The organism is Rhizobium sp. WSM1274, from assembly GCF_025200775.1.
Lineage (GTDB): Bacteria > Pseudomonadota > Alphaproteobacteria > Rhizobiales > Rhizobiaceae > Rhizobium > Rhizobium leguminosarum_I.
Genome location: NZ_CP104138.1, coordinates 4,033,797 through 4,057,937 on the forward strand (window position 1 = coordinate 4,033,797; position 24,141 = coordinate 4,057,937).

A 24,141-nucleotide genomic window follows, 5' to 3' on the forward strand; every position below is an offset into this window, starting at 1 on the left:
TCTCGGCGTCTGGGTGCTGGTTCGCCTCCCGCAGCAAATCTCCATGTTCATGTCATCGAAATTTATCCTGCAACGCCACATTTTTTATCCCGCAGCGCCCCCAAGCCTAGTCAGAAAAAGCTCCAGTTGGTGTGGCTCTAACGCAACCTTATGCTTCTCGGCCGGGTAAGCGCCGCTTGCGACATCCGCCGCATATTCGCGAAAGGCTGGATCAGACCAACCCCACCCTCTGCTTGTTGCTACGACTGCACCGACCTCTGAAAGACCCGTGCAAGCCGCTCGGCAAATCGGCGTGGATCCGCTGGCCGATCTCCATCTAGAATACGGGCCTGGTCGAGCAATAAGAACGCGGCGTCCTCCTGGTACGAAGCATCACCCTCCACGCTCGCAATCGCTTTGATCAAAGGGTGCAGCAAATTGATCTCCAGGATCGGCTTGGACGCATCTTGAAGGCGACCGGCGTTCCGCAGGATTTTTTCCATCTGCCTGTCATAGCCGTCTTCGGGTGCTACGAGGCAGACGGCACTCTCCGTCAGACGGTCCGAAGCCCGGACATCGGCAATTTGGTCGGCAAGTTTTTGCTTGGCGAATACAAGGAAGGTCGCCGTGCTGTTGTCTTCCGCTTCCTGCGTTGTCTGACCGTCAAGCTTCGCAAACTGTGCGAGATCCGCAGCACCCTGCGTGATGGACTTGAACGCCTTGCCTTCATAGTCTGGAGCATTCATCGTCCAGAAGCTGTCGATTGAGTCCGACAAAAGCAGCACTTCGATGCCGCGCGCCCGGAACCCTTCAAGCTGTGGTGATGCCTTAAGCTGATCAAGGCTGCCGCCCGCCACATAATAGACCGCGTTCTGGCCTTCCTTGGCATCTTTGACGTAGTCGGCAAGTGAACGATAGCCTTCGTTCGATGAGGACGTCCGAAACCGAGCAAGCGCCAAGAGTTGAGCGCGTCGTTCGAAATCTTCGTAAATGCCTTCCTTGAGGACGGCGCCGAAGTTCTCCCAGAACTTGAGGAAGGCGTCGGCGTCACTTTCAGCGACTTTTTCTATCGCGGTGATGATCCTGCTGGTGATGCCCTTGCGGATCGCCGCCAGGATAGGGCTTTCCTGGATCATCTCACGAGAAACATTGAGCGGCAGATCGGCGGTATCGACCAACCCACGAACGAAGCGCAGGTATCTCGGCAGCAGATCCGCATCATCGGTTATGAACACCCGCTTGACGTATAGCTTCATTCTTCCTTTGCGTTCGGGATCGAACATATCGAAAGGCTGTGTTCCGGGTATGAACGCCAAAGCCGTATATTCCTGCCGGCCTTCAGCACGGAAATGTACGGTCAGCGCCGGTTCATCGTACTGCCCGGAGACGCCACGATAAAAGTCCGTATACTCTTCCTTGCTGACATCGCTCTTCGACTTCGTCCATAGTGCGGTGCCGTCCGTTATTTGGACTGGCTCTTTGCCCGGTTTCTCAATAAGGCGGATCGAAACTGGCACGTGGCCGGATTGTTCCTTGACGATACGCTCGATGGTCCAGCGGGAGGTATATTGCTTAGCGTCCTCCATCAGATGCAAGACGATACGCGTTCCACGGGATGGAGCTTCAGTGAGGCTCGTTGCCGAGCTCACGCTGTAACTTCCCTTGCCGTCCGAAGTCCATGTCCAGGCTTCCTGCGTTCCGGCTCGACGCGAGATCACATCGACACGCTCCGCCACCATGAAACAGGAATAGAAGCCGACGCCGAACTGCCCGATCAGTTGAGCACCTTCAGCGGCTTTGTTTGCTTCGATTCGCTCCATAAACGCCCGGGTCCCCGATCTCGCGATCGTTCCCAGCGCCTCGACCATTTCGTCGCGGCCCATGCCGATGCCATTGTCCTCGACGATAAGCTGCCGGTTCTCTTCGTCCAGCGTTAGCGTGATCCGGTTTTCGGCATCAGCACCGAGGAGCGACGGTGTCTCGATCGCCTCATATCGAAGTTTCTCGCAGGCATCGGCTGCGTTCGAAATCAGCTCACGCAGAAACACATTCCTATCCGAATAGACGGAGTGGACCATCATGTGCAGAAGGCGGGCAACGTCGGCCTCAAAGACGTGGCTTTCGGCGGTCTGTTCTGCAGTCTTTGTCATGTGCTCGGGTTCTCCAGGAAAGCGAATTAGCGCCGATCAAATGGCGAAACAGGTTTGAAAAATCAAGGTGGGAACAGCCCTGATCGTGATGGAATCATGCGCCGCCCAATCCTCGCAGCGTCTCTTTGAGAACCGTCTGGCGACTTCGGGCTCCAGAAGGCATTAGCGCCTTTCACCGGAGCGGTGCAGTTTTCCAGAAGACAATTGCCTTGCGACACGATCGTACTTGCATGCCAGACGGTCGAGACCTAAATTGGCTGAATGCTTGACCATTCGTCTCGACCTTTGTCGCCGCCAAATATCCCCATGGATGCGCTAAGCGAAGTACTACAAGACTTTCGCTTGAGTGGCGTCAACTATGGGCGCTGCGAACTCAGACATCCGTGGAGCATCGCCTTTCCGAAACAACAGCTGCTTCGTTTTCACTTCGTGAGCCAAGGTCCGTGCTGGATCCATACCGAAGCTCAAGGGTGGCAGGAGTTGAACGACGGAGATCTCGTTCTGCTGCCGCAAGGTATCGCGCATCGATTGGCCAGCGCGCCCGATGTTGAGGGCGACTCCCTCAAAAGCTGTCAGATAACAAGTCTGGGCAGCAACGTCTGCGAAGTGGTTCGGGAAGGAACGGGTGCGACCAGTACCCTCTTCTGCGGTTCTATGGCTTTGAGCGCGTATGCGCTTAATCCTTTGATCGCTTTGATGCCGCCAATCATCAAGGGCTGCGATGTGGCCGGCAATGACCCGATCGTTGGTCCCCTGCTGGCCGCGATGACGGCGGAGGCTTCACAGCCCCAGATGGGCAGCGCGACCGTCCTATCGCGTATGGCAGACTTGCTTGCAGCGCGGCTTATCCGCTGCTGGGTGAATTGCAGCGGAGCCTCGACCACCGGCTGGCTCGCCGCCATCCGCGACCCCCACATCGGTCGTGTGTTGGCAGCGATGCACCGGGACCCCGGCCATAACTGGACCCTCGAAAGCCTTGCGGCCGTGGCAGGCCAGTCGCGCTCGATCTTTGCCGAGCGCTTCAGCGCTATCTTAGGAGAAGGCGCGGCACGTTATCTTGGCCGTCTGCGGATGCAACTTGCCAGCGAGTTGCTGGGCCAAAGCGGCATGTCAGTTGCCGAAGTTGCTTCCCGTTTAGGTTATGAATCCGAGGCATCCTTCGCTCGCGCCTTCAAACGCATCACCAGCGTGTCGCCGGGCATTGTGCGTCGCACAAGTTCTGGACGAATCGACATGAATTTCGGATTTTAAGATACATATCATCTTAAGAAGTTCGTCTATGAAATCTCCAGACGTGGAGATAATTCAATGACGGACACGACATCAGAACTCGACGACGCGGCGATAGAGTTTGATACCGGCGAGCCAGCCGCCTGGAGTGCCGCGACTTGGTTTGCCGTTCTTTCGATGGCCGCAACCAGCTTTGCGCTGGTATCGGCTGAATTCCTGCCGGCGGGCCTGTTGACCCCAATGGCGCGCGATCTCAGGATTACCGAGGGGACAGCCGGACAGGTCGTCACCGCGACCGCTTCCGTCGGCGCCGTGACGGCCCTATTGAGCAATGTTCTTATCGGCACACTGAACCGCAAGGCGGTGCTGGTCGGTCTTAGCGCGTTGGCGATCGCATCCAATATTCTCGCAGCACTAGCGACCGATTTTTGGCTATTGTTGTTGGGACGGGCTGGGCTAGGCATCGCCCTTAGCGGCTTCTGGGCGCTTTCAGTCGCGGTCGTCGCTCGGTTGGTTGGCGCCAATGCAACAGGTCGGGGCATGGCTGTTGTCACCCTCGGCGTCTCGCTCGCCACCATAGCTGCGCCATCGATGGGCGCTTTGATCAGCGATTGGCTGGGATGGCGCATCGCCATGGCGATGACCGCCGGGCTTGCCGCACTTGCCATGGTGCTGCAGGCGCTCAGCTTGCCAACGCTGCCCGCAAGCACAAGCAACAGGCTCGCCGACGTGTTCCGGCTCACAGGCCGGCGTGGCGTTCAACTGGGAATGCTTGCCATCCTTTTGCTAATGACGGGGCATTTTGCTGGCTCGGTTTATGTGCGACCCTTCCTCGAACAAGTGACGCTCCTTAAAACCGAATGGATCGCCTTAGCGCTGCTTGGGTTTGGCATCGCCTCCGTGATCGGCAACGTCGCCGGTGGCCGAATGGCCGACGCAAGTATCCGCCTGGCGCTTGGTGTTACCGCCGCACTGATGGCGATTGCGGCGCTCGCCTTGGTGCTTTGGGGTGCTTATATCGGCGTTGCGTTCGCCTTTGTTTCGCTTTGGGGTCTAGCGTTCGGCATGGCGCCGGTGGTGCTGCCGACCAATCTGTCCCGCGGAGCACCCGACGCTCTGGAGGCAGCGGGGAGCCTGATGGTCGTCTCTTTTCAGGTCGCCATCAGTATCGGCGCGGTTTTCGGCGGCTATGTCGTCGATCACTACGGCGCTGTCGGTCCTTTGACCGTTACCGCTGTCCTAGCCGCATCGACGGTCGCCTTGGCGCTGCTGCAGCCTCGCAGCTGATCTTCCCCTTCTGGGTTGAGCAAGTGCGACTCTCGTTGACAGGCAAGCGTCCTCGAGAGCTGGACACCATGCCCGACCTGAGAGGTAGGTGACGTTTTGTACCGGAGACATGGGTAACACTTTCCGTTTGGAGCGGGAGGTGTTGATGCCGTGGAGACAGACTTCGGTCATGGAGGAACGTCTTCGATTTGTCGCCCGGCTGCTTGAGGGCGAGGGTATGAGCGATGTTTGCCGGGAATTCGGCATCTCGCGCAAGACCGGCTACAAGATCGGTCGCACTTTTGGTTCAGGGCTGTCAATCGGCCCTTTAATTGCGGGACTTAGTCAAGCCTTCGTAGCTTGCTGTCGATTGCGAGATCGAACAACGCCCGGTCTCTCATGCGCCTCTCCCTATCGAAGAAGAAACGAATTGCCCAAATCTGGCGCTGCTTCAAGGGCTTCTTTACGCCGACCTTCCGGCCGGCGTTCCATGCTGGTCGAATACGGTAGAAGGTTGCCGCACAGTTTAGAGACGATACGTCGCGATGCCTCTAGGCATCTTTCGGCAGCACCGAGCGAACCCTTGCGATGAAGACATGAAAGTGCGAAGGAAGGAGCGAAGTCGTTGCTCCTTCGCCAATCCATTAAGCCGAGTCTCGGCATGCCAAGGGTCCCTCTTATCCTCGCAAGTAGCGTTCGCCATCTGCTGCGAAAACTCGGTCGCAGCAACAACACTAAAACCTTCCTGCCCTTTCAACAAAGATGAGGAACGTTAATGGCGACCGCCTACGGCGTTGTGCAATAGCATGACGGCCTGGCGCACGATTCACATACTTAAAGGGGCGTTCTCAAAGCGAGGTTGCTTTCGGAACTGACGGGGTTGTGCGTCCGGTGCCCCGCACCCCGCCGGGCCCGGTGGATAAGGAAGCCTTCATTGAAATTGTCGCAAAGGGATGAAGGAGCAAAGCTCCCTTCATCTTCCGCTGACGCCGCGAGAGCATGAAGTGGGCGACCTTTTATGGACCGCACCAATTCTGAGTCGTCAACTGCTGAGGCGAGTGCACAGATCCGTCACACGGAGGTCGAGCCTGCCGATGGGATCTCAATGTCGATAAGCAGCCCTTCATCCGACCAGATTTTCTGAAGACGTCCTTTAAGCTGCTTTTCAACCATTGCGCCGACAATCACCGTGCCAAAACCTCGTTTGGCTGATCTAGGCGGAGTGTCGATGCCCACCTCCTGCCACCGGATGTTAAAGCCTGCCCCGGACGGTCTTGGCTTCCAACTGATTGAAAGCTTACCTTGCGTAGCGGCAAGCGCACCGTGGTGGGCTGCGTTGACAGCGAGTTCATGGAGCACGAGCGCAAGGGGCTGGACGACCGGCGCAGCCATTTTGATATCCGGTCCGCTAAAAAAAGCGCGGGTGGCCGCAAACGGCGACACCTGCTGGCGAATGAGTTCCTCAAGAGAAACGCTTGTCCATCTTCGTGCAGCAAGCAAGGTATGGGCACGGGCGAGCGCCTGCACGCGGTGTTGAATAGCGGCGGCGTAAAGGGCCGGGTCATCGGCATTGCTCAGACGGACAATGCTGTCAACGATTGCCAGGACATTCTTGGACCGGTGGTCGACTTCCATCAGCAGGCGGTGCTCGGAGGCCTCCAGTGCCTCGATCCGCCGATATTCCGTCATATCGATCTGAGATCCAAAGAAATACAGTATCCTTCCGTCATCCCCATGGATGGGACTTAGATGCAAGCGGTTCCAGAACTGCTCCCCGCTCTTCTTATAATTGAGGATCTCTACGCTGACCTCACGCTCGCCGGCGATGGCGGCACGAATTTCGGCGACGGCGATCGGAGACGTCGCAGGGCCCTGCAGGAAACGACAGTTGCGGCCTAACACTTCATGGGCCTCATAACTTGTCAGTGCGAGGAATGCCTTGTTTGCAAGCACGATCGGCTGATCGGATTTACGCGCGTCGGTGACGACCATCGGCATCCTGGTGCGTTCAAACGCGATCGCTGCCAGCTCTTTCCGATCGGCGGAGGCTGCTTTTGAAGATGCGGAAGGCAAATCCCCATGCAGTTTTTCTCTCGAATGGCCTGTCATGCTTTCACGCTCACTAAGACGTCGGCTGATAACGCGGCTCGCGTATCTTTGTTTCCGAGAAGGTCGCTCGTTTGAGTGCGTGATTTACTCATCCGACACCTGCCCGGCGAAGAGCCACATCCGCATCTTGGTCAACACGACGGCCTCCGCTATAGAATCGGGATGTGGTCGATCGGCCTTGCAGCTCCGGAGGATCAGGCGCAACATATGATCATGAAACTCTTTTCCAATTCCAGCCGGTCACGGGAGCGCTTTCTCGAAGCCATCCTGCAAAGCGCGATCGAGTATGCGATCATCTCCACGGACTTGGATGGGCTGATAACCACATGGAACGAGGGCGCGCGCCGGATTCTCGGATGGGATGAGCCCGAGATTATCGGCCAGCCCGCGGCCATGATCTTCACCGAGGAAGACCGGCAGGCCGGGATTCTCCAGCGGGAAATGGCTGCCGCTTTAACGGAAGGTCATGGCAATGATGAGCGCTGGCACGTTCGCAAGGACGGCTCATCGTTCTGGGCATCCGGGCAGATGATGGCGTTGACGTCGGACAACGGGGAAGTCGAGGGCTTCGTAAAGATTCTGAGAGATCGCACCGAGCAGCGAGAGAATGAGGAGCGACAGCGCGTCCTGATGCACGAACTCTCTCACCGCATGAAGAATACGCTGGCCGTCGTTCAGGCTATCACCAGCCAATCCTTCCGAAACGCCAGCTCTATGGAGGATGCGGAGCAGTCGATCGCGGCACGCATCAATGCTTATTCGAAGGCGCACGACATTTTGCTTCAGCAAAACTGGCTGGGCACGACCATGGCGACAATCGTCGAGGCGACCGCGATCAATCTTGGGCTTGAGGCGTCACGACGTTTCGAAGCACGCGGTCCTGCGGTTGAACTGGGGCCCCAGGCGGCTCTTTCGTTTTCCCTCGTGCTGCACGAACTTGTCACCAACGCCAACAAGTACGGCGCGCTGTCGGTCGATACCGGGACGATTGAAATCGAGTGGTCTGTGCGCGGCGCGGTGGGCGAAAAGCGCCTGGACTTCAGGTGGCAAGAAGCCGGGGGCCCGGCGGTGGTGGCGCCGAACAACAAGGGGTTTGGTACGCGCCTCGTCAACTCCAGCCTGGCGGCCTTCGGAGAAGTCGCTCTCGATTACCCGCCGACAGGGTTCATCCTGAAGCTCGATGCGTCGCTCCAGAAGCTGCAATACAAGACCTATTCCGACGCCGAGGAATAAGTGGAATGTTGAGCGGGCATTGGGGAAACCACACGGCGCCAGGCTGCAGGCGTCTCAGTCTCTCCGATCGAATGGGATAAACCGACTGTCCTCATAGACTCGCAGATAATTCGAGTGAACAGGCTCGGCGAGCCGACGCGATTTCATGTACGCCAGTGCTGAACATATTGGCCCGCCGGCGACTGGTTCCACGTCTAGCACTACGCGCAGGTTGCCGGGTATGCCGATCGATTCCAGCCGATCCAAACTTGCTATCGTATCCTCGCCGGGCTCGTAAAGTTCACCGACGACGCGATAGCCAATGCCCGGTTCATTGAACATCATCGGAGCGAACCAAGGGCCGGCAATCAGCATCGGATAACATTCCCGCGTCCGGAAAATTCCAAGAAACCTGGCGCGGAAAAGTCCCTGCTCATGAAGAGGAAAGCCTTTTTTTAAAGTTCCAAAAACGAACAGCTTCCGTGTCATCCGGGCCAGCCCGTGCGTGATCGGCTAATCCCCCAAAAGATTGGAGCGATCGTGATCGCCTGCGTTTCCATCAGGCCGAAGAGGATCACGCTCAGTCACGCTTCATCACGGTTGGCGCCGTCGCCAGGTTGTCTGCTGCGTCTGTTTCGGGCAATCCTTCTACCCTTTCATTGTCCGGCTGGGCGCGGCGCGTCGCCGATCTCTCCGAAGGACGGCCGGCTCGCGCTTTAACGCGCTTGCCGACAACTGCACCGGGGTCTTCACCTCCACCTTCGGACCGGATCGGCTCGAGCTCCATCTCCGGTGGGCGCAGCTTATTCCGGTCTTCGATAGGGTCGTTTGATTTCTTCTGCATGATCGATCGGGCCTTTCTTCAATGCCGGCGGTGATCCCAGGACGTCCGCGGCTTTCCCTACGGCTTGAGAACGACCTTTATGCAGCCGTCCTTCTTGTCGCGGAAAGTCTTGTAGAGCTCAGGACCTTCTGCGAGGGTCGCACGATGCGTGATAATGAACGACGGATCGATTTCGCCCTTTTGGATGCGTTCCATGAGTAGTGGCAGGTAGTGCTGCACCGGCGTCTGCGCCATTCGGAACGTCAGGCCGCGATTGATCGCCGATCCCATCGGGATCTTATCGAGGAACCCGCCATAGACGCCAACGATCGACACCGTGCCGAAGTTGCGGCAGCAATGGATTGCCTGGCGAAGAACGTGGGGGCGATCGGTTCCCATGAACGTAGCGATCTTGATGCGGTCAAGCCTTGAGTCCCAGCTCGCCGAGGGATCGGCTTCGGTGCCAACCGCGTCGATGCACGCGTCGGCGCCGCGCCCGTTGGTCAGCTCCATGAGCTTGTCGTAGATGTCTTCGTCCATGAAATCGAGGGTGGTTGCTCCCGACGCTTCGGCAAGAGCAAGCCGCTCCGGCACGGTATCGATTGCGATAACGCGTTCGGCGCCGAGAATGAAGGCCGACTTGATCGCCATCTGTCCGACAGGGCCGCAGCCCCAGATCGCAATCGTGTCCCCCGGCTGGATATTGCAGAAGTCAGCCGCCATGTATCCCGTCGGAAAAATGTCGGAGAGAAAGAGCACCTGCTCATCTGTCAGTCCGTCCGGCACCTTTATCGGTCCGACGTCCGCATAAGGCACGCGGAGGAACTCCGCCTGACCTCCACTGAAGCCGCCAAGAAGATGCGTGTAGCCGAACAGGCCCGCGGGTGAATTCCCCCACATCTTCTTGACCTTCGACGGATCGGGGTTGCTGCGTTCACATCCGGAATAAAAGCCGCGCTGGCAGAAGAAGCATTCGCCGCAGGAGATGGTGAAAGGCACCACGACACGGTCACCGACCTTGAGCTTTTTATTGTCATTGCCGACTTCGACGACCTCGCCCATGGTCTCGTGGCCCATGATGTCGCCGCTATGCATATCCGGCATCACACCGTTGAACAGATGGAGATCCGACCCGCAGATCGCGCAGGCTGTCACCCTGATGATAGCGTCGCGCCCTTCCTCGATTTGAGGATCGGGAACGCTCTCGCATCGGATGTCATGTTTGCCATGCCAGGTAAGTGCTTTCATGTCTTCGCCTGCCTTTCGATCGGAACCGCAAAACCAACGCGCCGCCTTGCCCATTCGGCCTTCATCCCTCGGTCTGAAAATTCAAGACAGCCAAACCGTGATCCGCGGGAGTTGTTCCATCAGAAAGCGAGACGGACCCGTTTGGCGGGAACAAATCCGCGTTAGGCTTGTTTAGCGGCCGAATCGACAATGGCGGGCATGAAATGACTTTCAATCTTGATCCGTATTGCGGCAGCGCGCCGGCACCTCAGTTGCTGATGTCGGATTGGAATTTCGATCCCTATCTGCTGCTTGCGATAGGCATTGCGACTGCGTTGACTTGGTTGCCGGCGCGTCGGGACAAGCGCGTCGGGCAGTGGCTTACCGCCATCGCTCTTTTCACCGTCGCCTTCGTTTCCCCGCTTTGTGCGCTCAGTTCAGCGTTGTTCTCGGCAAGGGCAGTTCATCATATCGTGTTGATCTCGCTCGTTGCGCCGCTTACGTGGCGCTTTCTCTTCAGCCACGCGATGCTCCTGGATCGAGTGCCGTCGATCTTCATATTCGTCTTTCACACGACGATGCTCTGGCTATGGCATTTGCCCCTGCCCTACGCCTGGGCTCTCTCTGGGAGCATTCCCTATTGGATCATGGAAATCCCGCTTTTCCTGTCGGCGGCTTGGCTGTGGAAGGAAATCCTCGATGCTCGACGGCCTTCAGGCGGCGCACTTGTGGTCTGCGCCGCAACCCTTCTGCAGATGACAGCGCTCGGTGCGTACCTGACCTTTGCATCCCATCCTCTGTTCAGTCCGCACTTCCTGGCGGCGCCGGCCTATGGCCTGTCGCCGCTTGAAGATCAGCAACTCGCAGGTCTGTTGATGTGGATTCCCGCATCACTGCCCTTTGCCGCGGCCTTCCTGTTCAGGATCGCTCAAGCCATCACCCGGCCAGACGGAGGGCTCTCAGCCGGACGGTACCCAGTCGCGGCGAGATTGCCTCGTTAGGCTTCGGCGCATGGCCGGAGCGTTTCGCCGAGGCAGCGCCGCGCCATCGTGGTCTCTTTGTGCAGCCGCCCGACGGCAGGCATGCCGTTTGCGTCTGATAAGGCCAGCGGACGCCGTGACAATTGCTGAGCGGGCCGGGAACAGTTTGGCGCTTTTGAAGTTCTGATGCCACCAACCAGGAGACCAGACCATGAAGAAAATCATCATCGCCTCCATCGCGGTTTCGCTTGCTGGACCCGTTATGGCCCAATCAGCCGCGGAAAAGACCGGAGTCAACTCGCTGATCGGCGTTGCACCGAAGACGGCGGACTTCGTGAAGGAGGCCGCCACCAGCGACATGTTCGAGATCGAATCCAGCAAGCTGGCACTCGAGCGTGGCGATGCGGCAACCAAGACCTTTGCCCAGCAGATGGTGACGGACCATGAGAAAACGAGCAGCGAGCTCAAGGCGCTGATTTCCGGCGGCAAGGTTAAGGCGCAGCTGCCAGCCGCCATGACCAGCGCCCAGCAGAAAATGCTCGACAAGCTGAAGGGCCTTCAAGGTAGTGATTTCATCAAGCAATATCATTCCGATCAGGAATCCGCGCACGAAGATGCGGTCGACCTCTTCAAGCGCTATGGCGAAGGCGGCGACAATGCGGAGCTGAAAGCTTGGGCGGCAAGCACGAGGCCTGCGCTTGAACACCATCTGCAGATGGCGGAGGAGCTTAACAAATAAGATTGCGCCGAAGCTGCGATGGAGCATTTCCGTGACTTGGAGAGAACGGAAATGCTCCAGGAACCTTTCTTTCCCCTTCAGGGTTAGGCGGCCGGACATTGGGAGCCTATGCTGATGAATTATCTCTGGCTGTTTGCGGTGGCAGGAGGAGCAGCGCTTCTCGGAATTGCCCTTGCTTTCGGAATGATCAAGCAGGACGGGCGACGGTCTGTCTTCGCCATAGCCGGTGCGTTCATCGTTGCGATCGGCGCGCTAGGAGCGGGCGTCTATATTGCCCGGGCGCCGGCGGCTCCGGTGCGCGGCTCGGACAGGGAGCAGTCGCAGCAAAGGCTTCCAGGTGCTGCGACGACCGAGAAGGACCTGCCGGGAAAGTGACGCCCAAACAATTGCCGATCAGTGCTTTCTGGCTAAGGCCCAGAAACGCGCCGTCGGCAGGAGGTGCATGGTGATGAATTTTGCGGCTGTCTCGGAGCGTGAGTTCGCCTTGGCTCTCGAGGCAATGACGGACGACGAGCTTTTCGAACTGATGGCTGATCTGGAGAAGCGGAGTGAAGCATTGAATCGAGCTTCGCCGACCGATGAGATCTTCGCAAAAATCGTTCTGACGGAGAACGCGATCGAAAGGCGGTTTCCCGGCCAGATGCTGTTGCCATACAAGGAATGGAAGGATCGGCCCGACCGGTTGACGCTGCAATAGCGCCCACATCTTATATCAATGAACTACTGAACCGCAGCCAATGAGCGATGGCCGGAATCCGGCCAACTGCGGCCTGATACTCCCGGAACATCGTAGGCGTCAGCTGCGAACGCTTCCAAGGATGTGCGATTGCGAACGATAACAAGCCCCCGGTGAGAATAGATGAAGTGCTCGCCTTCGAGGATGTGCAGCGCTTCGGTGACGCTGGAGCGGCGCACTCCGAGCATGGTCGCCATATATTCATGCGTCAGCTCGATTTCCTCGCCATCCATACGGTCATGGCACATCAATATCCACTTCGCCAATCGGACGTCGATCTTGTGAACGGCATTGGAAAGCGCATTGTAGGCGACCTGTGCGAAGAAGCCTTGAAGAAAGCGTGCTAGCAGTTGCCGAACGGCGGGCTGATCAAACAGAAACCCTGCCAGAGCGCGCGCTTCCACGCGACGTCCCGCGCCACCGACCTGCATCATTACGTCAAACGAAAATGCCTCCGCCTCCATCGTCAGGGCCGGCGGCGATACGCCGTCTCTGCCGACCAGGCCGATCTCGGCTTTCTTGCCTTCGGGCGAAGTTGCCACCATGGAGGCGATGCCGCTTTCCAGGAAATAATAGTGGCTGACCGGCAGCCCTATAGAGGCGAGTTCGAAATCGCGCGGCAAAGCGAGCGGCTCGAGAATTGTCTCGAAAACCAAAAGCTGTGGCGTCGTCAAATGGAGCAGGAAGAGATTTTTGCTTTCGAAAGGAGGCATCGCCTTGCCCTCTTGTGTGGCAAGAGCGGATCGTCTCCCAGCCGTCGGCGCCAAGAATTCTGCCAACGATGATCGAAGTATGGGCCGCAAGAGACCCCATTGCAAGTCGTTTGTCCATCGGCCCCGAATGTGGGCGGGCCATCTATCGCTTTCCGCGTCGCGGTGCTGGTCGTTCCTATCTTTGTACGCAAACGACTTGCAGCGAAATCGCCGTAGGAGGTGCGAATGTAAGCCGGCGCCAGCCGCATACGAGACGGTGGATTTGGCGGACTTCCTGTCGAACCTCTGCCAATGCCTGCGGCAGTCTGCCTCCCAGCACACAGTATCCGTCGAGATGGAGCCACGCGCCGTCGATGCCGATCGCGCAATAGAGATCGCCCTTCTCATCAACGGGTTGGTGACGAACGCCTTCAAACACGCCTACCCTGATGTCCCCGGCACGGTTATCGTCAGGGCGCATAGTACCGACGACCAAATTCCTTGAAATCGCCGATGGCGGAAAAGGCCTGCCGCCGGAATTTACGTCCTTTGAAAACGACGTCAAAAGCCTGGGAATGAGGGTGGTACGCGGTCTCGTGCAGCAGTTGAAAGCCAAGATCGAAGATCAACGGCCGAGTGCGCGATTTTTGATCCGCTTGCCTCGCAATCCATAACAATTGTCCCGGGCGATGAATCGGTTCTGGCGCCTCGTAGCGGAATTGTCAAAACCGCACAAAGCCCCTTCCGAATATGGCTATACCAGCCCTTTTGACGCATAAGCTGATCATTACCACGATCGTGACGGCTGCTGGTATGAGCGCGGGCTCTCTCCCGAAGGAGACGTGCATGCCCGCACCCGACCAGCGTAACGTTCGTAACTTGCTGCTGAAGGCTCTGCCCGTCGATGCCTTCGACCTGCTCACTGCAGATGCCGAAACGGTCCACCTGCCGAGCAGGCATGTCCTGGTCGAATCCGATCAGCCGAATGAGCATGTCTGTTTCATTGAGGAGGGTCTGGCGTCGATGGTGGCGACCAGCGCCGAAGACGAAGCTGTCGAAGTCGGGCATGTCGGATACGAGGGCATGGTGGGAGCCCATGTCGTCCTGAAGACCGATACGACGCCCAACCGCACCTTCCTTCAAGTCGCCGGCTCTGGCCTGCTCGTCGCCGTCAAAACCCTCAAGCGGGTGTCGGCCGAATTTCCGGCGGTCAACGATCTGCTTCTCAATTACGTGCATTGTTGCGACATACAGCTGTCCCAATCGGCTCTTGCCAACGGGCGCTACAATATGCATGAGCGGCTCGCTCGCTGGCTGCTGATGTGCCATGATCGTCTGGTCGGAAACGATCTGCCCCTCACTCATGAATTCCTGTCGCTTATGCTTGGCGTACGCCGATCGGGGGTCACCAACGAGCTGCATATTATCGAAGGGATAAAGGCGATCAGGGCCACCCGCGGAAATGTCAGGATCATCGATCGGGCAAAATTGGAAGAAATCGCCGCGGGCAGTTACGGCATACCGGAGCGGGAATATGAACGCCTGATTGGCCTGCCGATCCGGCGATCGGTTACTCGAAAGGTCTGATCGTTTCCGTGAAAGGGACGATCAATAGAACAGCGCCCTCTTCGTTACAAACCTGGATTTCCCTGGCTGAGATATCTTTCCCAGAAAGCACTGCTTGGCTCATCAGCGCTCTGGCGTCGCGTACAGCCTCATGCCTGGCGTCCTCGAGCGTCGCTAGCTCGGTACCTTCGAAGTCGGCGATCGTCCCTGCGCCGGAAACGATGTTGAAATAAAATCGTGGCATCGCCCGCCCCATCGCTGCGGAATCAATGCCATAAATTTCTAGTCAGTTCCTTAGAAATATTTCGCCTGCTGTCTCGGTTCGAAGATAGCGGAGGACGATCAAGAGGGTCCTGCCCACGACTGTTTTAGGCGCCTCAATGGGAAATCCTGCTGCTCTGGCCGCCCTTCAAATCGACCATTGTCGCGCGAAGTTGTAGGAGCTCATCAACGATCCTCTGCCAACACTCGTCGTCGGCTCTGGCGATCGATAGCATCGAAGCGCGGATCGTCTGAAGCAGACGAATGAGCGCCGGGTATCGACCGGCACCGCCGCCTGCAGCGTCGCCATCGCAGATTTCTTGAAGTTCATCAACGATCTGCCCCACGACAATCTGCCGATCGACGGCATCGAGCGCGGCCGGATCCGCGGCGATCGCCTTGAAATAGAGAAGTCTGTCCATCATAGCACACTGGTTAAGCCAATATTGACGGCAGGACGCAGCGTTTCGCAATGCGGTGTTTTCGTCGAAGTCGATACGCTGTCGAAATCCATATGCATATATCGCATCAGGCCACTGAGTTTGCGCTGGTCTCGAATGCCGCACTCGAACCAAGATACAAGTTCCCTCGCGACATGCTGCGCCGCCGGACTGGAAATGCCATATGACTTCTCTTGACACCATCCCTGCAAAACAGCCTGCAACATGGCGATATCACCAGGCTGCAGAGCCGGCTTCGTAATTCCAGAGTGCTGCGTCATCGTGTTCCTCCCAAGCATATGAGGCGATCCTAAAATTCCAAATTTTCGATTTCAACCGCTGGTGCGGAACCGTACGAGTCCGGATCCCTTTCACCTTGCCGTCGGCCAGGGAACCAACGCGGCACGATCGGGTTCGGCGGATTAAATGAACATGGTATGGCAAGCTTGAATATGATACCCACAGCCCTGCCAGAGCGGCCTGAAATGCCATTTGGCGGCATGATCACGGTCCAACCGACTTTTGCAGGCGTCCGCTATGAAATCGCTCAGTCCGGTCGCTGGAAAGACGATCGTCATCATCGGAGGCCCGGGCTTTGTCTCAGACGGCGTCAAGGAGGCATGGGCCGCCCGCCAAGCCATGGTCGTCATCAGCAGCGTCGATGTGGTCGCGATGCATAGCTCAGATGAAACCTTGGCATGCGACGCCGCGATCATCGACGTCACCATCCCCGACCAGGCGATGCTGACAATGAACGAATGGCTGGAGACGCGGCGAATACCCTTCGTCTTCGCTCAAGGGCATCGGTCCGAAGCGCTCTCAGCCGGCTTCGTCCTCAGCGATCGCCCCGCCGATATCAACGCGATCGTCGCCGCATTGTTCGGACCCGGTTCGGGTTACTATCACTAGATCCGTGCGCTTGCGTACGCAGCGTTGCGCTTGATGTGTGCGGACCTCATGATGATGGCTGCATAATTCAAAGCCTTTATTCGAGGAAAGGCACTATGCTCGATTCTCAGTCTGCTCACTTGATGGCCCTTGATTCAGCTGACCTCAGTCATCTGCAGGCGATTTTGAACACCATATGTCGCGAGACGGGAAAGCCTCTGCGAGCGCCTGAGACGCAGGAGATCGCGGCTTTGCTGATCAGCCTTTACCGACATGGAGTGGCAGACCAGAACAAATTGCTTTCGGTGGGTCGCCTGGCATCTGTCCGCAAGCGCCGCCGCTGAACGCCGATCACGCCAGTCTTGATCAAAAGATCACTCAGCGCCCAAGTGGACTGCCGATCAGCCGTCGATATTCCTCCTCCGCCGCGCCGTAGGAGCCATGCGCCTCTTCGATCAATCCGCGCCTGTTAAGAATGACGATCTGCCTTCGGGTGGACCTGATCAGACCTTTGCCTTCCAGCAGATGCAACGCAACCGTCACTCCGGCGCGGCGGACCCCCAGCATCACGGCGAGAAACTCGTGCGTCAGGGATATCGTCATGCCGTCCGTCCGGTCATGGACCATCAACAACCACCGCGCGAGCCGCTCTTCGAGTTTGGCGTGACCATTGGCCAGCACCGTCGACGTCGTTTGCGCAAGCAGCGTCTGGACATAGGCGAGAAGCAGGCTGCGCAAGGCGCGGCTTTCTTCCATGGCCGCGGAAAGGATGGGTGCCGGCAATTTGAAGCCATGGCCTGAGATCTGCATGAATGTCCGGTTGGCGGATTGATCACCGCCGAGCATCACGGCGGCACCTGTCATTCCCTCCCGGCCGACGATGCCCACTTCGATATCGCGCCCGCCTGGAAATCTTGCCACGATCGATGCAAGCCCAGACTCGGGGATATAGATGTCGCCGACCGGCGTATTCTCCATCTCAAGCATCAAGGGGACATCGAGAGTGATTGGCTCCAGATGAGGCACGATCAGATCGCGCTCTTGTGGGCCCAAAGCCCGCAACAGCTCATTTCTAAAATTCAATTGCTCGTCATCCATGTTTCGTCCACATGCGGCCGTCCTTCGCCCGTTGCTGCTGCGAACCTAACCATCTAGAATCGTTGAGCAATACACTGTGCCATACCGTACAGACGGTTCGAAGTCTGCGCGACCCTGTTCACCGTGAACAAGAGGGCCTGACGGTTTCGATGGCCGAAACCACTCGAATGACGGCCCGTCGGCTACCCCTCGTCGGCAGCCCCTTTCCGGTGGAAGTGGCCAGGCGACGAGGGTTATTTTCAGATGGAGAGCGTGAGCCGGAGCAGTCGGTCTCAGCGTTGGATTGGGGAGCGCCAAGACGGCATCGAGATCAGGACCTCGGACAATCCGCCCTCCAGGTAGCACACCAAGGCAGAGCCAAACGCGATTTGAACCCTCGGCATGACTCTTCTCAGTCGCAATGATTAAACATCAGATTATGTCGGACTTCAAAGCGCAAAGCGTGCTTTACACCTCTCAAGGACCCGCGCCACCGCGTGGTTGCACGAGCCACGACACCCTTTGCGGGAACAATTCGCAATGGCGAAGGTTAGCTGCACCTGAGCGCCTCATGTGGATCTAAGACATGACCTATCCAACCCCTTCTTCGCGCGTACTCATCTATTCTCACCCGTTTCGCGCTGTCCCACTTCATTTTTCAGCGGCGTGTTTTGTCGGAGCGTTGGCCACGGATATCGCCTATTGGCGGACCGCGGAGATGATGTGGACGAACTTTTCGTCATGGCTGCTGGCCGCTGGCCTGCTGCTTGGCGGAATCGCCGCAATCGGAGGCATTGCCGATTTCGCGACTGGGCGGCTGCCGTTAAGAGCAGGCATCGGATTGCTCTACGCGCTCGGCAATCTCGCGGTCTTTGTACTCGCGCTCTTCAACGCCTTCGTTCACAGCCGCGACGCATGGACATCCGTGGTTCCGACCGGCTTGACGCTGTCGGCGGTGACGGTGGTCGTCATTGTCATCAATGCGGTTCTTGGGCGGATGGTACAGCGGCAGTTTTTTGAGGACGCTGCATGATGAGCCGATCTTTTCTCTCCCGCAATCTCCGTGTCCTGGCCTTCTCGCTGCTTTGCGGTTGCAGCCTCGGCCTGACAGCCTGCAGCGAGAATGAAGCCGATCCCAGCAGCGAAATCGGTGCCAATCCGAAACTGCCCGCACAATCGCAATATCTCCTCCCGCCGATGCATATCGCCTCGGTCGTCGGGTGGAAGGAAAGCGAGACGCCAGTGGTTCCGAAGGGTCTTCAGATCAAGGCTTTCGCCACAGGACTGAAACATCCTCGCGCCGTCTACCTGCTGCCGAATGGCGACATTCTCGCAATCGAATCGGTCGCGCCGCCGGAGGCGGCCATCAAGCGCCCGAAGGACCTTGTCATGGGGTGGATCGAGGCAATGGCAACGTCAGGCGGCAAAGCGAGCACCGAAGGGAGCAACCGCATTACTTTGCTTCGCGATGCCGACGGTGATGGCGTGGCCGAGGTCAAGGAGACTTTTCTCGATCATCTCAACTCGCCATTCGGCGTGGCGCTTGTCGACAACGATCTCTATGTTGCGGCGACCGACGCGATCATCCGTTATCCCTATCAATCGGGTGAAACCAAGATCAGCGCGCCGGGCACGGTACTGACGGAACTTCCTGGTGGACCGATCGACCACCACTGGACGAAGAGCCTCGTTGCCAGTGAGGACGGCAGGTTGCTCTATGTCGGCGTCGGTTCGAACAGCAATATCACAGAGAATGGCTTGGAGGCGGAGAAGGATCGTGCGTCGATCTGGGAGGTCGACAGACAGACGGGACGCCACCGCATTTTTGCAGACGGCTTGCGCAATCCCAACGGATTGAGCTGGGAACCACAGACCCATGCTCTTTGGACCGTGGTCAACGAACGTGATGAACTCGGCCCCAATCTGGTTCCGGACTACATGACGTCGGTCAAGGATGGCGGCTTTTACGGATGGCCCTACAGCTATTTCGGCCAGAATGTCGACCCGCGGGTCGAGCCGCAACGGCCTGACCTTGTCGCCAAGGCGATCATTCCCGACTACGCGCTGAGCTCCCATGTCGCGCCTCTCGGCATGGTGTTTTACACCGCCCAAAATCTGCCGGCGCAATATCAAGGCGGAGCGTTCATCGGCGAACATGGAAGCTGGAACCGTTATCAATTCAACGGCTACAAGGTAGTCTATGTGCCCTTCAAGGAGGGGCGTCCGAGCGGCAAACCGGAGGATGTCGTCACCGGCTTCCTGCGAGGCGAGGACGAAACACACGGCCGGCCGGTCGGACTTGCCGTCGACAAGGCCGGGGCGCTGTTAATCGCCGACGACGTCGGCGATACGATCTGGCGCGTCACCGGCGCGCCTTAGCTCCTGGCGAACATAGAGATGGCAGCACGGCCTATTCGACGATGTCAGCCAATCATTTTCGACTGACGAATTTGTTGAACCGGCTTGTCCCATCCTCGGTCTTGTCCTGATAAAGAAAGGCCAGCTCGTTTTCATCGAAAATGGCGAAGAATTCGTCCCAGGAGATCTTTTCCAGGTTCTCTTCCGGCTCTCCGAAGTCAATCCGCAGTATGCCACCTTGCTTGGCGCCTTTGACACGGGAGGGTTGTCCCTTGCGCGCTTCCACCCATTTGCGAATTGCCGAATGATCGGTCGTCGTAGTTGCGGTTGTCATTGAAACCTCCGTTCGATTTCGGCCCCGCGGTCTCTCGCGGCACGGTGCCGAACCGATCTCACGAGGGAAAGTTCCAGGCGATAGCGTGCCTCAACATGACGCGGGCAAGAGGCAGAGATCGTCTCGCGCTGGAGCGGAGCTTCCGACACCTATGGAAAATCTGAGGAGGAATATGAGCGACTGATTAAGCCTCTCAGAAGATCGAAACGATGAAGGATCGCGATGGTACTGATATTTGATAACCGACATGCCGCAACAGATGCTCAGGTGAGATGACGGTGCGATAGCGCACGATCCCTGCATTTTGGCCGGAAAGGTTTATTGTATCACCCTGTATTTTAGGAGTTTGGCCATGAACGTTGCAGGGACGACGTCCATCCTTCTGATGGAGGATGAGATTTTCATCGCGATGGACGTGGAAGACATCCTTCATGGCGCCGGCTTCGATCGGATAGAGACAGTGTCGTCTTGTCGAGCAGCCGAAGAGTGGCTGACAGCGAACGATCCCGATCTCGTGGTGATGGACATCGAATTGACGGACGGGGTCGCTGGAGCGATTGCCAGATCTTTGCGCGACCGCAATATCCCATTCATCGTTTACACCGGTGCTCAGCGGAAGATGCACCCGGATGCCTTATCATTTTCCGAAGGCGTGTGGTTGGAAAAACCGTGCGAGCCGGCGACATTGCTGACGGAAGTCATGCGCTGCATACGTCAGGGGCCGACGTCGATTGTAGTCGATGGCTGCAGGGAAAGCAAAAAGACGCGATAGGGCCATCTGGCGGGAACATTGCCGTTGTTCTTTGGTTTGGCGAACCAAGGGAGAGGCAGATGAACCAGCAATCGGACGGTCGGGCTTTGATCATCTACATCGGCGCCATCACGTTAGTCGGGCTTTTGATCGTTTGCGGCTCAATAATCTCGTTTAACGCAAGCGGCAGAAATGACGAGCCTGTAAAGATTTCGACGGAAGTGAAGCCCTGATGGACAGGCCCGAAAACGATCCCATTCAGGCAACCCGTACCAGCGCTGAACAACAGCGAAATAGCCTTTCAGGTGGGCGGATTGCGGTCATCTTGATCGCGACCGTGGCCGCCATCGCCTTCCTGCTTTACACCATGATCCTCGTCTACGGGCTGGCGCACAGAACGTGACTGCATCCGTGGCGGATCTGCCTGGCATATTTGGGTGCTGGCCCAAGGACGCAAGCTCGGAACCTTTCATTGCGACAAAGGTTTGCGGTCTTTGACAAGCAGAGGACGAGTTCGATGCCCAATGCCGCCGATATATTGATAGACACGCTGATCGAGTGGGACGTGAAGGTCATCTTCGGCCTTCCTGGAGACGGGATCAACGGGGTCATGGAGGCGTTGCGCAAGCGCCAAGATCAGATCCGCTTCATCCAGGTCCGGCATGAGGAATCGGCCGCCTTCATGGCGAGCGCCTACGCCAAGTTCACCGGAAATCTCGGCGTTTGCCTTGCGACGTCTGGACCGGGAGGCACGCATCTGCTGACGGGTCTCTACGATGCCAAGCTCGACCAGATGCCGGTGCTTGCGATCACCGGAACGCAGTTTCACGACCTGATCGAGACCTTCACCCAGCAGGACGTCGACCTGACCCGCGTTTTCGACAATGTCGCTATCTACAATGCGCATGTCAGTGATGCCTCGCATATGGAAAATGTCGCCAGCCTTGCCTGTCGTTCTGCGCTTTCGCGCCGCAGTGTTGCGCATCTCTCCATCGCCAACGACATCCAGGAGATGGACTCGAAATCGCGCTCGAAACGCAACCGGCCAAAACACGTGCCGAACCGCTTTTTCGGCGGCCGCCAAGTGCCCGACGATAGCGAGCTCGATCATGCCGCCGAGATATTGAATAGCGCCCGCAAGGTTGCCATCCTCGCTGGCCGGGGCGCCGTCGGCGCCCAGGAAGAATTGCGCGAGACTGCCGACCTGCTCGCCGCGCCGGTCGCCAAAGCCTTGCTCGGCAAAACGGCTCTCGCCGACGACGATCCATTGACGACCGGCGGAATCGGAATTCTTGGCACTGGACCGTCGCAAGAGGTCATGGAGCAATGCGACTCCGTGCTGATCGTCGGCTCCTCCTTTCCCTATATCGAATATTATCCGCGACCCGAAGCCGCCCGTGGCGTGCAGGTCGACAGTGACCCCCAGCGGATGGGTCTGCGCTTCCCTATCGATGCTGGCCTAGTGGGCGACGCGAGGGAAACGCTGCGGCTCCTCAATGTCAGGCTGAGGAGGAAGATGGATCGCTCGTTTCTGGAACAGGCGCAAACAGCAATGTCCGGCTGGCGCCGAAAGATGGAAATGATGGAGACGGAGCGAAGTGCGCCCTTGAAGGCGCAGGCGGTGGTCCGCGCCTTCGGCAATCGCATTGCACCTGACGGTGTCCTCGTAGCCGATTCCGGACAGAACACCGAACTCGCGGCCCGCCATATTGATCTCGGCACGGGGAACCGGTTCGCCGTCTCGGGCGCGCTCGCCTCGATGGCCTCGGGCCTGCCTTACGCGATCGCCGCTGGCGTTGCCGATCCGAAACGACCGATTTACGCGGTCGTCGGCGATGGCGGGTTCGGCATGCAGCTCGGAGAGTTCTCGACGGCCGTCCGTCTCGCTCTCCCGCTGAAATTGCTGGTGATTTGCAACGGCATGCTCAATCAGATTGCCTGGGAACAGATGATGTTTCTTGGAAATCCGCAATTCGCCTGCGAGTTGGCACCGATCGATTTCGCCCTCGCCGCAGAAGCAATGGGAGGCCGCGGCTTCACGATCCGGGAGTTCGATCAGATCGAACCGACTTTGACTGAAGCTTTCTCAGTTGCCGGGCCTGTCGTCGTCCAAGCCTTCGTCGACCAATACGAGCCGATGATGCCGCCTAGGATGCCGAAAGACTACGCCAAGAACTTTCGCGATGCTCTTCCCGAGACGCCTGGTCATGAGGCGATCGAGGCAAACATATCCCGCTCGCCGCTTCGCGAGATGATGATCGCTGGCGAACAGCAACAGGAGATATCCGAAACTACGACCGATTTGCCGGGCACGCCGTGAACTGTGAGCTGGCGGAAAGAACATTGTGAGCAGTTTGTCTACTATCGATGACTGTCTTCGCGGCGTAGCGCATCGCTTGCGCAGCTTGTTGTCGCCCCTACCAATTGGGCTAATAGCCGGGGTTCTGGCTTGCGCTTTCGCCTTGGTTTTTCTCTTTCGCTACATCACCGATGCTGATCCGCACTTCGATTCAAAGACCGCCGCGTTAACGGCTGGCGACGCAACGAAAGGAAAATTGTTTTTTTTGGCCGCCGACTGCACGTCTTGCCACGCGACCCCGGGCCAGCCCGACCGATTGAAATTAGGTGGCGGTCTGGCTCTCGCCTCACCGTTCGGAATATTCAGGCCGCCGAACATCTCGCCGGATCCAACGGACGGAATCGGAGCGTGGTCGGTCGCCGATCTCGCCAATGCATTGATCGCCGGCGTTTCTCCCCGTGGCGAGCACTACTATCCGGCATTCCCCTATCCAAGCTATACCGGCATGTCGCTCGACGATGTGAGAGACCTTTACGCCTACCTGCAGACGTTGCCGCCGGTAGCCGGACGGCCGCCACCACACGATCTGGCTCTGCCGCTCAAATTTCGCCGTCTCCTTGCGTTTTGGAAGCTGCTGTTCTTCCGCGAGGGTAAGTCGGGGGCGACGGTCGGGGGCAACGCCGCTGATCGCGGCGCTTATCTGGTCGAAACGCTCGGCCACTGCGCCGACTGTCATTCGACCCGGAACGTGCTTGGCGCCATCAAGCCGTCGACACGCTTTGCCGGAGGCTCGGACCCCGAGGGCACCGGCTTTGTGCCGAACATCACTCCGCGCCGGATAGGCCACTGGTCTGAGGCGCAGATCGCCCTCATGCTTAGCACCGGTGAGACGCCGGACCATGGCCGGGTTGGCTCGTCAATGGCGGATGTCGTCATCAACACTGCACAGCTCCCGCAAGGCGATCGTGATGCGATTGCACGCTATGTCAAATCGCTGCCGCCTCGGCCGACGCCGCATCCGTGA

The 24,141-nt window shown here is 58.0% G+C and carries 28 protein-coding genes and 2 pseudogenes; 18 read left to right on the top strand and 12 right to left on the bottom strand.

The window, feature by feature from the left end; all coding sequences use genetic code 11:
• Nucleotides 1–239: 239 nt before the first annotated feature.
• A complete protein-coding gene (htpG, locus tag N2600_RS19940; RefSeq protein ID WP_260297210.1) occupies nt 240–2,129 on the bottom strand; it encodes a molecular chaperone HtpG in 1,890 nt (629 codons plus the stop codon).
• Between the two features lie 261 nt (nt 2,130–2,390).
• On the opposite strand from htpG, the gene N2600_RS19945 reads away from it, so the two are divergent.
• The 3 genes and pseudogenes from N2600_RS19945 to N2600_RS19955 all read left to right on the top strand — a co-directional run.
• The gene (locus N2600_RS19945; protein ID WP_170262965.1) at nt 2,391–3,380 is read left to right on the top strand and encodes an AraC family transcriptional regulator; all 990 of its coding nucleotides are present in this window, start codon (nt 2,391–2,393) and stop codon (nt 3,378–3,380) included.
• 57 nt (nt 3,381–3,437) lie between these two features.
• Nucleotides 3,438–4,646, top strand: coding sequence for an MFS transporter (locus N2600_RS19950; RefSeq protein ID WP_260297212.1), 1,209 nt, complete (start codon nt 3,438–3,440; stop codon nt 4,644–4,646).
• A gap of 145 nt (nt 4,647–4,791) precedes the next feature.
• A pseudogene (locus N2600_RS19955) lies at nt 4,792–4,917 on the top strand (helix-turn-helix domain-containing protein); the annotation flags it as partial.
• A gap of 52 nt (nt 4,918–4,969) precedes the next feature.
• Here the strand turns inward: N2600_RS19955 and N2600_RS19960 are convergent.
• Nucleotides 4,970–5,128 (bottom strand): annotated as a pseudogene (locus N2600_RS19960) (integrase); the annotation flags it as partial.
• Between the two features lie 568 nt (nt 5,129–5,696).
• Nucleotides 5,697–6,734, bottom strand: coding sequence for a blue-light-activated histidine kinase (gene lov, locus N2600_RS19965; protein WP_162115693.1), 1,038 nt, complete (start codon nt 6,732–6,734; stop codon nt 5,697–5,699).
• Nucleotides 6,735–6,941: 207 nt separating this feature from the next.
• Here lov and N2600_RS19970 point away from each other — a divergent pair, with 207 nt between their 5' ends.
• Nucleotides 6,942–7,967: a sensor histidine kinase gene (locus tag N2600_RS19970; protein WP_017967278.1), complete on the top strand. Its 1,026-nt coding sequence runs from the start codon at nt 6,942–6,944 to the stop codon at nt 7,965–7,967.
• Nucleotides 7,968–8,021: 54 nt separating this feature from the next.
• On the opposite strand, the gene N2600_RS19975 is transcribed toward N2600_RS19970, so the two are convergent.
• The 3 genes from N2600_RS19975 to N2600_RS19985 form a co-directional block, all read right to left on the bottom strand.
• Nucleotides 8,022–8,435, bottom strand: a complete 414-nt coding sequence (locus tag N2600_RS19975) for a gamma-glutamylcyclotransferase family protein (RefSeq protein WP_222386959.1) — start codon at nt 8,433–8,435, stop codon at nt 8,022–8,024.
• A gap of 91 nt (nt 8,436–8,526) precedes the next feature.
• Entirely contained in the window at nt 8,527–8,790 is a 264-nt protein-coding gene (locus N2600_RS19980) for a hypothetical protein (protein ID WP_260297213.1), read from the bottom strand.
• A 57-nt stretch (nt 8,791–8,847) separates the two neighbouring features.
• On the bottom strand, nt 8,848–10,017 hold the full coding sequence (locus tag N2600_RS19985; protein ID WP_026154471.1) for a zinc-dependent alcohol dehydrogenase: 1,170 nt from the start codon (nt 10,015–10,017) through the stop codon (nt 8,848–8,850).
• 203 nt (nt 10,018–10,220) lie between these two features.
• Between N2600_RS19985 and N2600_RS19990 the strand changes: the two genes are divergently transcribed.
• From N2600_RS19990 to N2600_RS20005, 4 genes are all read left to right on the top strand, one after another.
• A complete protein-coding gene (locus N2600_RS19990; protein WP_020486207.1) occupies nt 10,221–10,997 on the top strand; it encodes a cytochrome c oxidase assembly protein in 777 nt (258 codons plus the stop codon).
• A 190-nt stretch (nt 10,998–11,187) separates the two neighbouring features.
• A complete protein-coding gene (locus N2600_RS19995; RefSeq protein ID WP_017967272.1) occupies nt 11,188–11,715 on the top strand; it encodes a DUF4142 domain-containing protein in 528 nt (175 codons plus the stop codon).
• Between the two features lie 114 nt (nt 11,716–11,829).
• The gene (locus N2600_RS20000) at nt 11,830–12,090 is read left to right on the top strand and encodes a hypothetical protein (protein WP_026154469.1); all 261 of its coding nucleotides are present in this window, start codon (nt 11,830–11,832) and stop codon (nt 12,088–12,090) included.
• 67 nt (nt 12,091–12,157) lie between these two features.
• Entirely contained in the window at nt 12,158–12,412 is a 255-nt protein-coding gene (locus tag N2600_RS20005; protein WP_017967270.1) for a hypothetical protein, read from the top strand.
• 23 nt (nt 12,413–12,435) lie between these two features.
• On the opposite strand, the gene N2600_RS20010 is transcribed toward N2600_RS20005, so the two are convergent.
• Nucleotides 12,436–13,578, bottom strand: coding sequence for a Crp/Fnr family transcriptional regulator (locus N2600_RS20010; RefSeq protein ID WP_260297215.1), 1,143 nt, complete (start codon nt 13,576–13,578; stop codon nt 12,436–12,438).
• 411 nt (nt 13,579–13,989) lie between these two features.
• Between N2600_RS20010 and N2600_RS20015 the strand changes: the two genes are divergently transcribed.
• Nucleotides 13,990–14,730 (top strand): Crp/Fnr family transcriptional regulator, encoded by a 741-nt coding sequence (locus N2600_RS20015; RefSeq protein WP_260297216.1) that lies wholly within the window; start codon nt 13,990–13,992, stop codon nt 14,728–14,730.
• Here the strand turns inward: N2600_RS20015 and N2600_RS34630 are convergent.
• The 3 genes from N2600_RS34630 to N2600_RS20025 form a co-directional block, all read right to left on the bottom strand.
• Nucleotides 14,714–14,965: a DUF6894 family protein gene (locus N2600_RS34630; protein WP_017967265.1), complete on the bottom strand. Its 252-nt coding sequence runs from the start codon at nt 14,963–14,965 to the stop codon at nt 14,714–14,716. The genes N2600_RS20015 and N2600_RS34630 overlap by 17 nt on opposite strands.
• Nucleotides 14,966–15,086: 121 nt before the next feature.
• Nucleotides 15,087–15,395 (bottom strand): hypothetical protein, encoded by a 309-nt coding sequence (locus N2600_RS20020; protein ID WP_020486205.1) that lies wholly within the window; start codon nt 15,393–15,395, stop codon nt 15,087–15,089.
• Nucleotides 15,392–15,691, bottom strand: coding sequence for a hypothetical protein (locus N2600_RS20025; protein ID WP_260297217.1), 300 nt, complete (start codon nt 15,689–15,691; stop codon nt 15,392–15,394). Before N2600_RS20025 ends, N2600_RS20020 begins: the two co-directional genes overlap by 4 nt.
• A gap of 256 nt (nt 15,692–15,947) precedes the next feature.
• Between N2600_RS20025 and N2600_RS20030 the strand changes: the two genes are divergently transcribed.
• Both N2600_RS20030 and N2600_RS20035 read left to right on the top strand, forming a co-directional pair.
• Entirely contained in the window at nt 15,948–16,319 is a 372-nt protein-coding gene (locus N2600_RS20030; protein ID WP_260297218.1) for a hypothetical protein, read from the top strand.
• A 95-nt stretch (nt 16,320–16,414) separates the two neighbouring features.
• Entirely contained in the window at nt 16,415–16,642 is a 228-nt protein-coding gene (locus N2600_RS20035; RefSeq protein ID WP_162115700.1) for a hypothetical protein, read from the top strand.
• A gap of 34 nt (nt 16,643–16,676) precedes the next feature.
• On the opposite strand, the gene N2600_RS20040 is transcribed toward N2600_RS20035, so the two are convergent.
• On the bottom strand, nt 16,677–17,396 hold the full coding sequence (locus tag N2600_RS20040; RefSeq protein ID WP_162115701.1) for a Crp/Fnr family transcriptional regulator: 720 nt from the start codon (nt 17,394–17,396) through the stop codon (nt 16,677–16,679).
• 565 nt (nt 17,397–17,961) lie between these two features.
• Here N2600_RS20040 and N2600_RS20045 point away from each other — a divergent pair.
• Both N2600_RS20045 and N2600_RS20050 read left to right on the top strand, forming a co-directional pair.
• On the top strand, nt 17,962–18,408 hold the full coding sequence (locus N2600_RS20045) for a DUF2231 domain-containing protein (protein WP_170258592.1): 447 nt from the start codon (nt 17,962–17,964) through the stop codon (nt 18,406–18,408).
• Complete coding sequence (locus tag N2600_RS20050; RefSeq protein WP_260111076.1) at nt 18,408–19,754, top strand: PQQ-dependent sugar dehydrogenase; 1,347 nt, start codon at nt 18,408–18,410, stop codon at nt 19,752–19,754. The genes N2600_RS20045 and N2600_RS20050 overlap by 1 nt, the downstream gene beginning before the upstream one ends.
• Before the next feature lie 52 nt (nt 19,755–19,806).
• Here the strand turns inward: N2600_RS20050 and N2600_RS20055 are convergent, their stop codons facing one another.
• Nucleotides 19,807–20,067, bottom strand: coding sequence for a hypothetical protein (locus N2600_RS20055; RefSeq protein ID WP_017967256.1), 261 nt, complete (start codon nt 20,065–20,067; stop codon nt 19,807–19,809).
• Between the two features lie 352 nt (nt 20,068–20,419).
• Here N2600_RS20055 and N2600_RS20060 point away from each other — a divergent pair, with 352 nt between their 5' ends.
• From N2600_RS20060 to N2600_RS20080, 5 genes are all read left to right on the top strand, one after another.
• Complete coding sequence (locus N2600_RS20060) at nt 20,420–20,839, top strand: response regulator (RefSeq protein ID WP_017967255.1); 420 nt, start codon at nt 20,420–20,422, stop codon at nt 20,837–20,839.
• A 59-nt stretch (nt 20,840–20,898) separates the two neighbouring features.
• Nucleotides 20,899–21,051, top strand: coding sequence for a hypothetical protein (locus N2600_RS20065; protein WP_168724662.1), 153 nt, complete (start codon nt 20,899–20,901; stop codon nt 21,049–21,051).
• A complete protein-coding gene (locus tag N2600_RS20070) occupies nt 21,051–21,221 on the top strand; it encodes a hypothetical protein (protein WP_168724663.1) in 171 nt (56 codons plus the stop codon). Before N2600_RS20065 ends, N2600_RS20070 begins: the two co-directional genes overlap by 1 nt.
• A gap of 114 nt (nt 21,222–21,335) precedes the next feature.
• Nucleotides 21,336–23,138, top strand: a complete 1,803-nt coding sequence (locus N2600_RS20075; protein WP_260297220.1) for a thiamine pyrophosphate-binding protein — start codon at nt 21,336–21,338, stop codon at nt 23,136–23,138.
• Nucleotides 23,139–23,280: 142 nt separating this feature from the next.
• Nucleotides 23,281–24,141, top strand: coding sequence for a c-type cytochrome (locus N2600_RS20080; RefSeq protein ID WP_261327174.1), 861 nt, complete (start codon nt 23,281–23,283; stop codon nt 24,139–24,141).

Excerpts from the sequence above, each read along its gene's own strand:
- htpG (WP_260297210.1), bottom strand. The coding sequence starts at position 2,129 with ATGACAAAGACTGCAGAACAGACCGCCGAAAGCCACGTCTTTGAGGCC.
- N2600_RS19945 (WP_170262965.1), top strand. The coding sequence starts at position 2,391 with ATGCTTGACCATTCGTCTCGACCTTTGTCGCCGCCAAATATCCCCATG.
- N2600_RS19950 (WP_260297212.1), top strand. The coding sequence starts at position 3,438 with ATGACGGACACGACATCAGAACTCGACGACGCGGCGATAGAGTTTGAT.
- lov (WP_162115693.1), bottom strand. The coding sequence starts at position 6,734 with ATGACAGGCCATTCGAGAGAAAAACTGCATGGGGATTTGCCTTCCGCA.
- N2600_RS19970 (WP_017967278.1), top strand. The coding sequence starts at position 6,942 with ATGATCATGAAACTCTTTTCCAATTCCAGCCGGTCACGGGAGCGCTTT.
- N2600_RS19975 (WP_222386959.1), bottom strand. The coding sequence starts at position 8,435 with ATGACACGGAAGCTGTTCGTTTTTGGAACTTTAAAAAAAGGCTTTCCT.
- N2600_RS19980 (WP_260297213.1), bottom strand. The coding sequence starts at position 8,790 with ATGCAGAAGAAATCAAACGACCCTATCGAAGACCGGAATAAGCTGCGC.
- N2600_RS19985 (WP_026154471.1), bottom strand. The coding sequence starts at position 10,017 with ATGAAAGCACTTACCTGGCATGGCAAACATGACATCCGATGCGAGAGC.
- N2600_RS19990 (WP_020486207.1), top strand. The coding sequence starts at position 10,221 with ATGACTTTCAATCTTGATCCGTATTGCGGCAGCGCGCCGGCACCTCAG.
- N2600_RS19995 (WP_017967272.1), top strand. The coding sequence starts at position 11,188 with ATGAAGAAAATCATCATCGCCTCCATCGCGGTTTCGCTTGCTGGACCC.
- N2600_RS20000 (WP_026154469.1), top strand. The coding sequence starts at position 11,830 with ATGAATTATCTCTGGCTGTTTGCGGTGGCAGGAGGAGCAGCGCTTCTC.
- N2600_RS20005 (WP_017967270.1), top strand. The coding sequence starts at position 12,158 with ATGGTGATGAATTTTGCGGCTGTCTCGGAGCGTGAGTTCGCCTTGGCT.
- N2600_RS20015 (WP_260297216.1), top strand. The coding sequence starts at position 13,990 with ATGCCCGCACCCGACCAGCGTAACGTTCGTAACTTGCTGCTGAAGGCT.
- N2600_RS34630 (WP_017967265.1), bottom strand. The coding sequence starts at position 14,965 with ATGGGGCGGGCGATGCCACGATTTTATTTCAACATCGTTTCCGGCGCA.
- N2600_RS20020 (WP_020486205.1), bottom strand. The coding sequence starts at position 15,395 with ATGATGGACAGACTTCTCTATTTCAAGGCGATCGCCGCGGATCCGGCC.
- N2600_RS20025 (WP_260297217.1), bottom strand. The coding sequence starts at position 15,691 with ATGACGCAGCACTCTGGAATTACGAAGCCGGCTCTGCAGCCTGGTGAT.
- N2600_RS20030 (WP_260297218.1), top strand. The coding sequence starts at position 15,948 with ATGAAATCGCTCAGTCCGGTCGCTGGAAAGACGATCGTCATCATCGGA.
- N2600_RS20035 (WP_162115700.1), top strand. The coding sequence starts at position 16,415 with ATGCTCGATTCTCAGTCTGCTCACTTGATGGCCCTTGATTCAGCTGAC.
- N2600_RS20040 (WP_162115701.1), bottom strand. The coding sequence starts at position 17,396 with ATGGATGACGAGCAATTGAATTTTAGAAATGAGCTGTTGCGGGCTTTG.
- N2600_RS20045 (WP_170258592.1), top strand. The coding sequence starts at position 17,962 with ATGACCTATCCAACCCCTTCTTCGCGCGTACTCATCTATTCTCACCCG.
- N2600_RS20050 (WP_260111076.1), top strand. The coding sequence starts at position 18,408 with ATGAGCCGATCTTTTCTCTCCCGCAATCTCCGTGTCCTGGCCTTCTCG.
- N2600_RS20055 (WP_017967256.1), bottom strand. The coding sequence starts at position 20,067 with ATGACAACCGCAACTACGACGACCGATCATTCGGCAATTCGCAAATGG.
- N2600_RS20060 (WP_017967255.1), top strand. The coding sequence starts at position 20,420 with ATGAACGTTGCAGGGACGACGTCCATCCTTCTGATGGAGGATGAGATT.
- N2600_RS20065 (WP_168724662.1), top strand. The coding sequence starts at position 20,899 with ATGAACCAGCAATCGGACGGTCGGGCTTTGATCATCTACATCGGCGCC.
- N2600_RS20070 (WP_168724663.1), top strand. The coding sequence starts at position 21,051 with ATGGACAGGCCCGAAAACGATCCCATTCAGGCAACCCGTACCAGCGCT.
- N2600_RS20075 (WP_260297220.1), top strand. The coding sequence starts at position 21,336 with ATGCCCAATGCCGCCGATATATTGATAGACACGCTGATCGAGTGGGAC.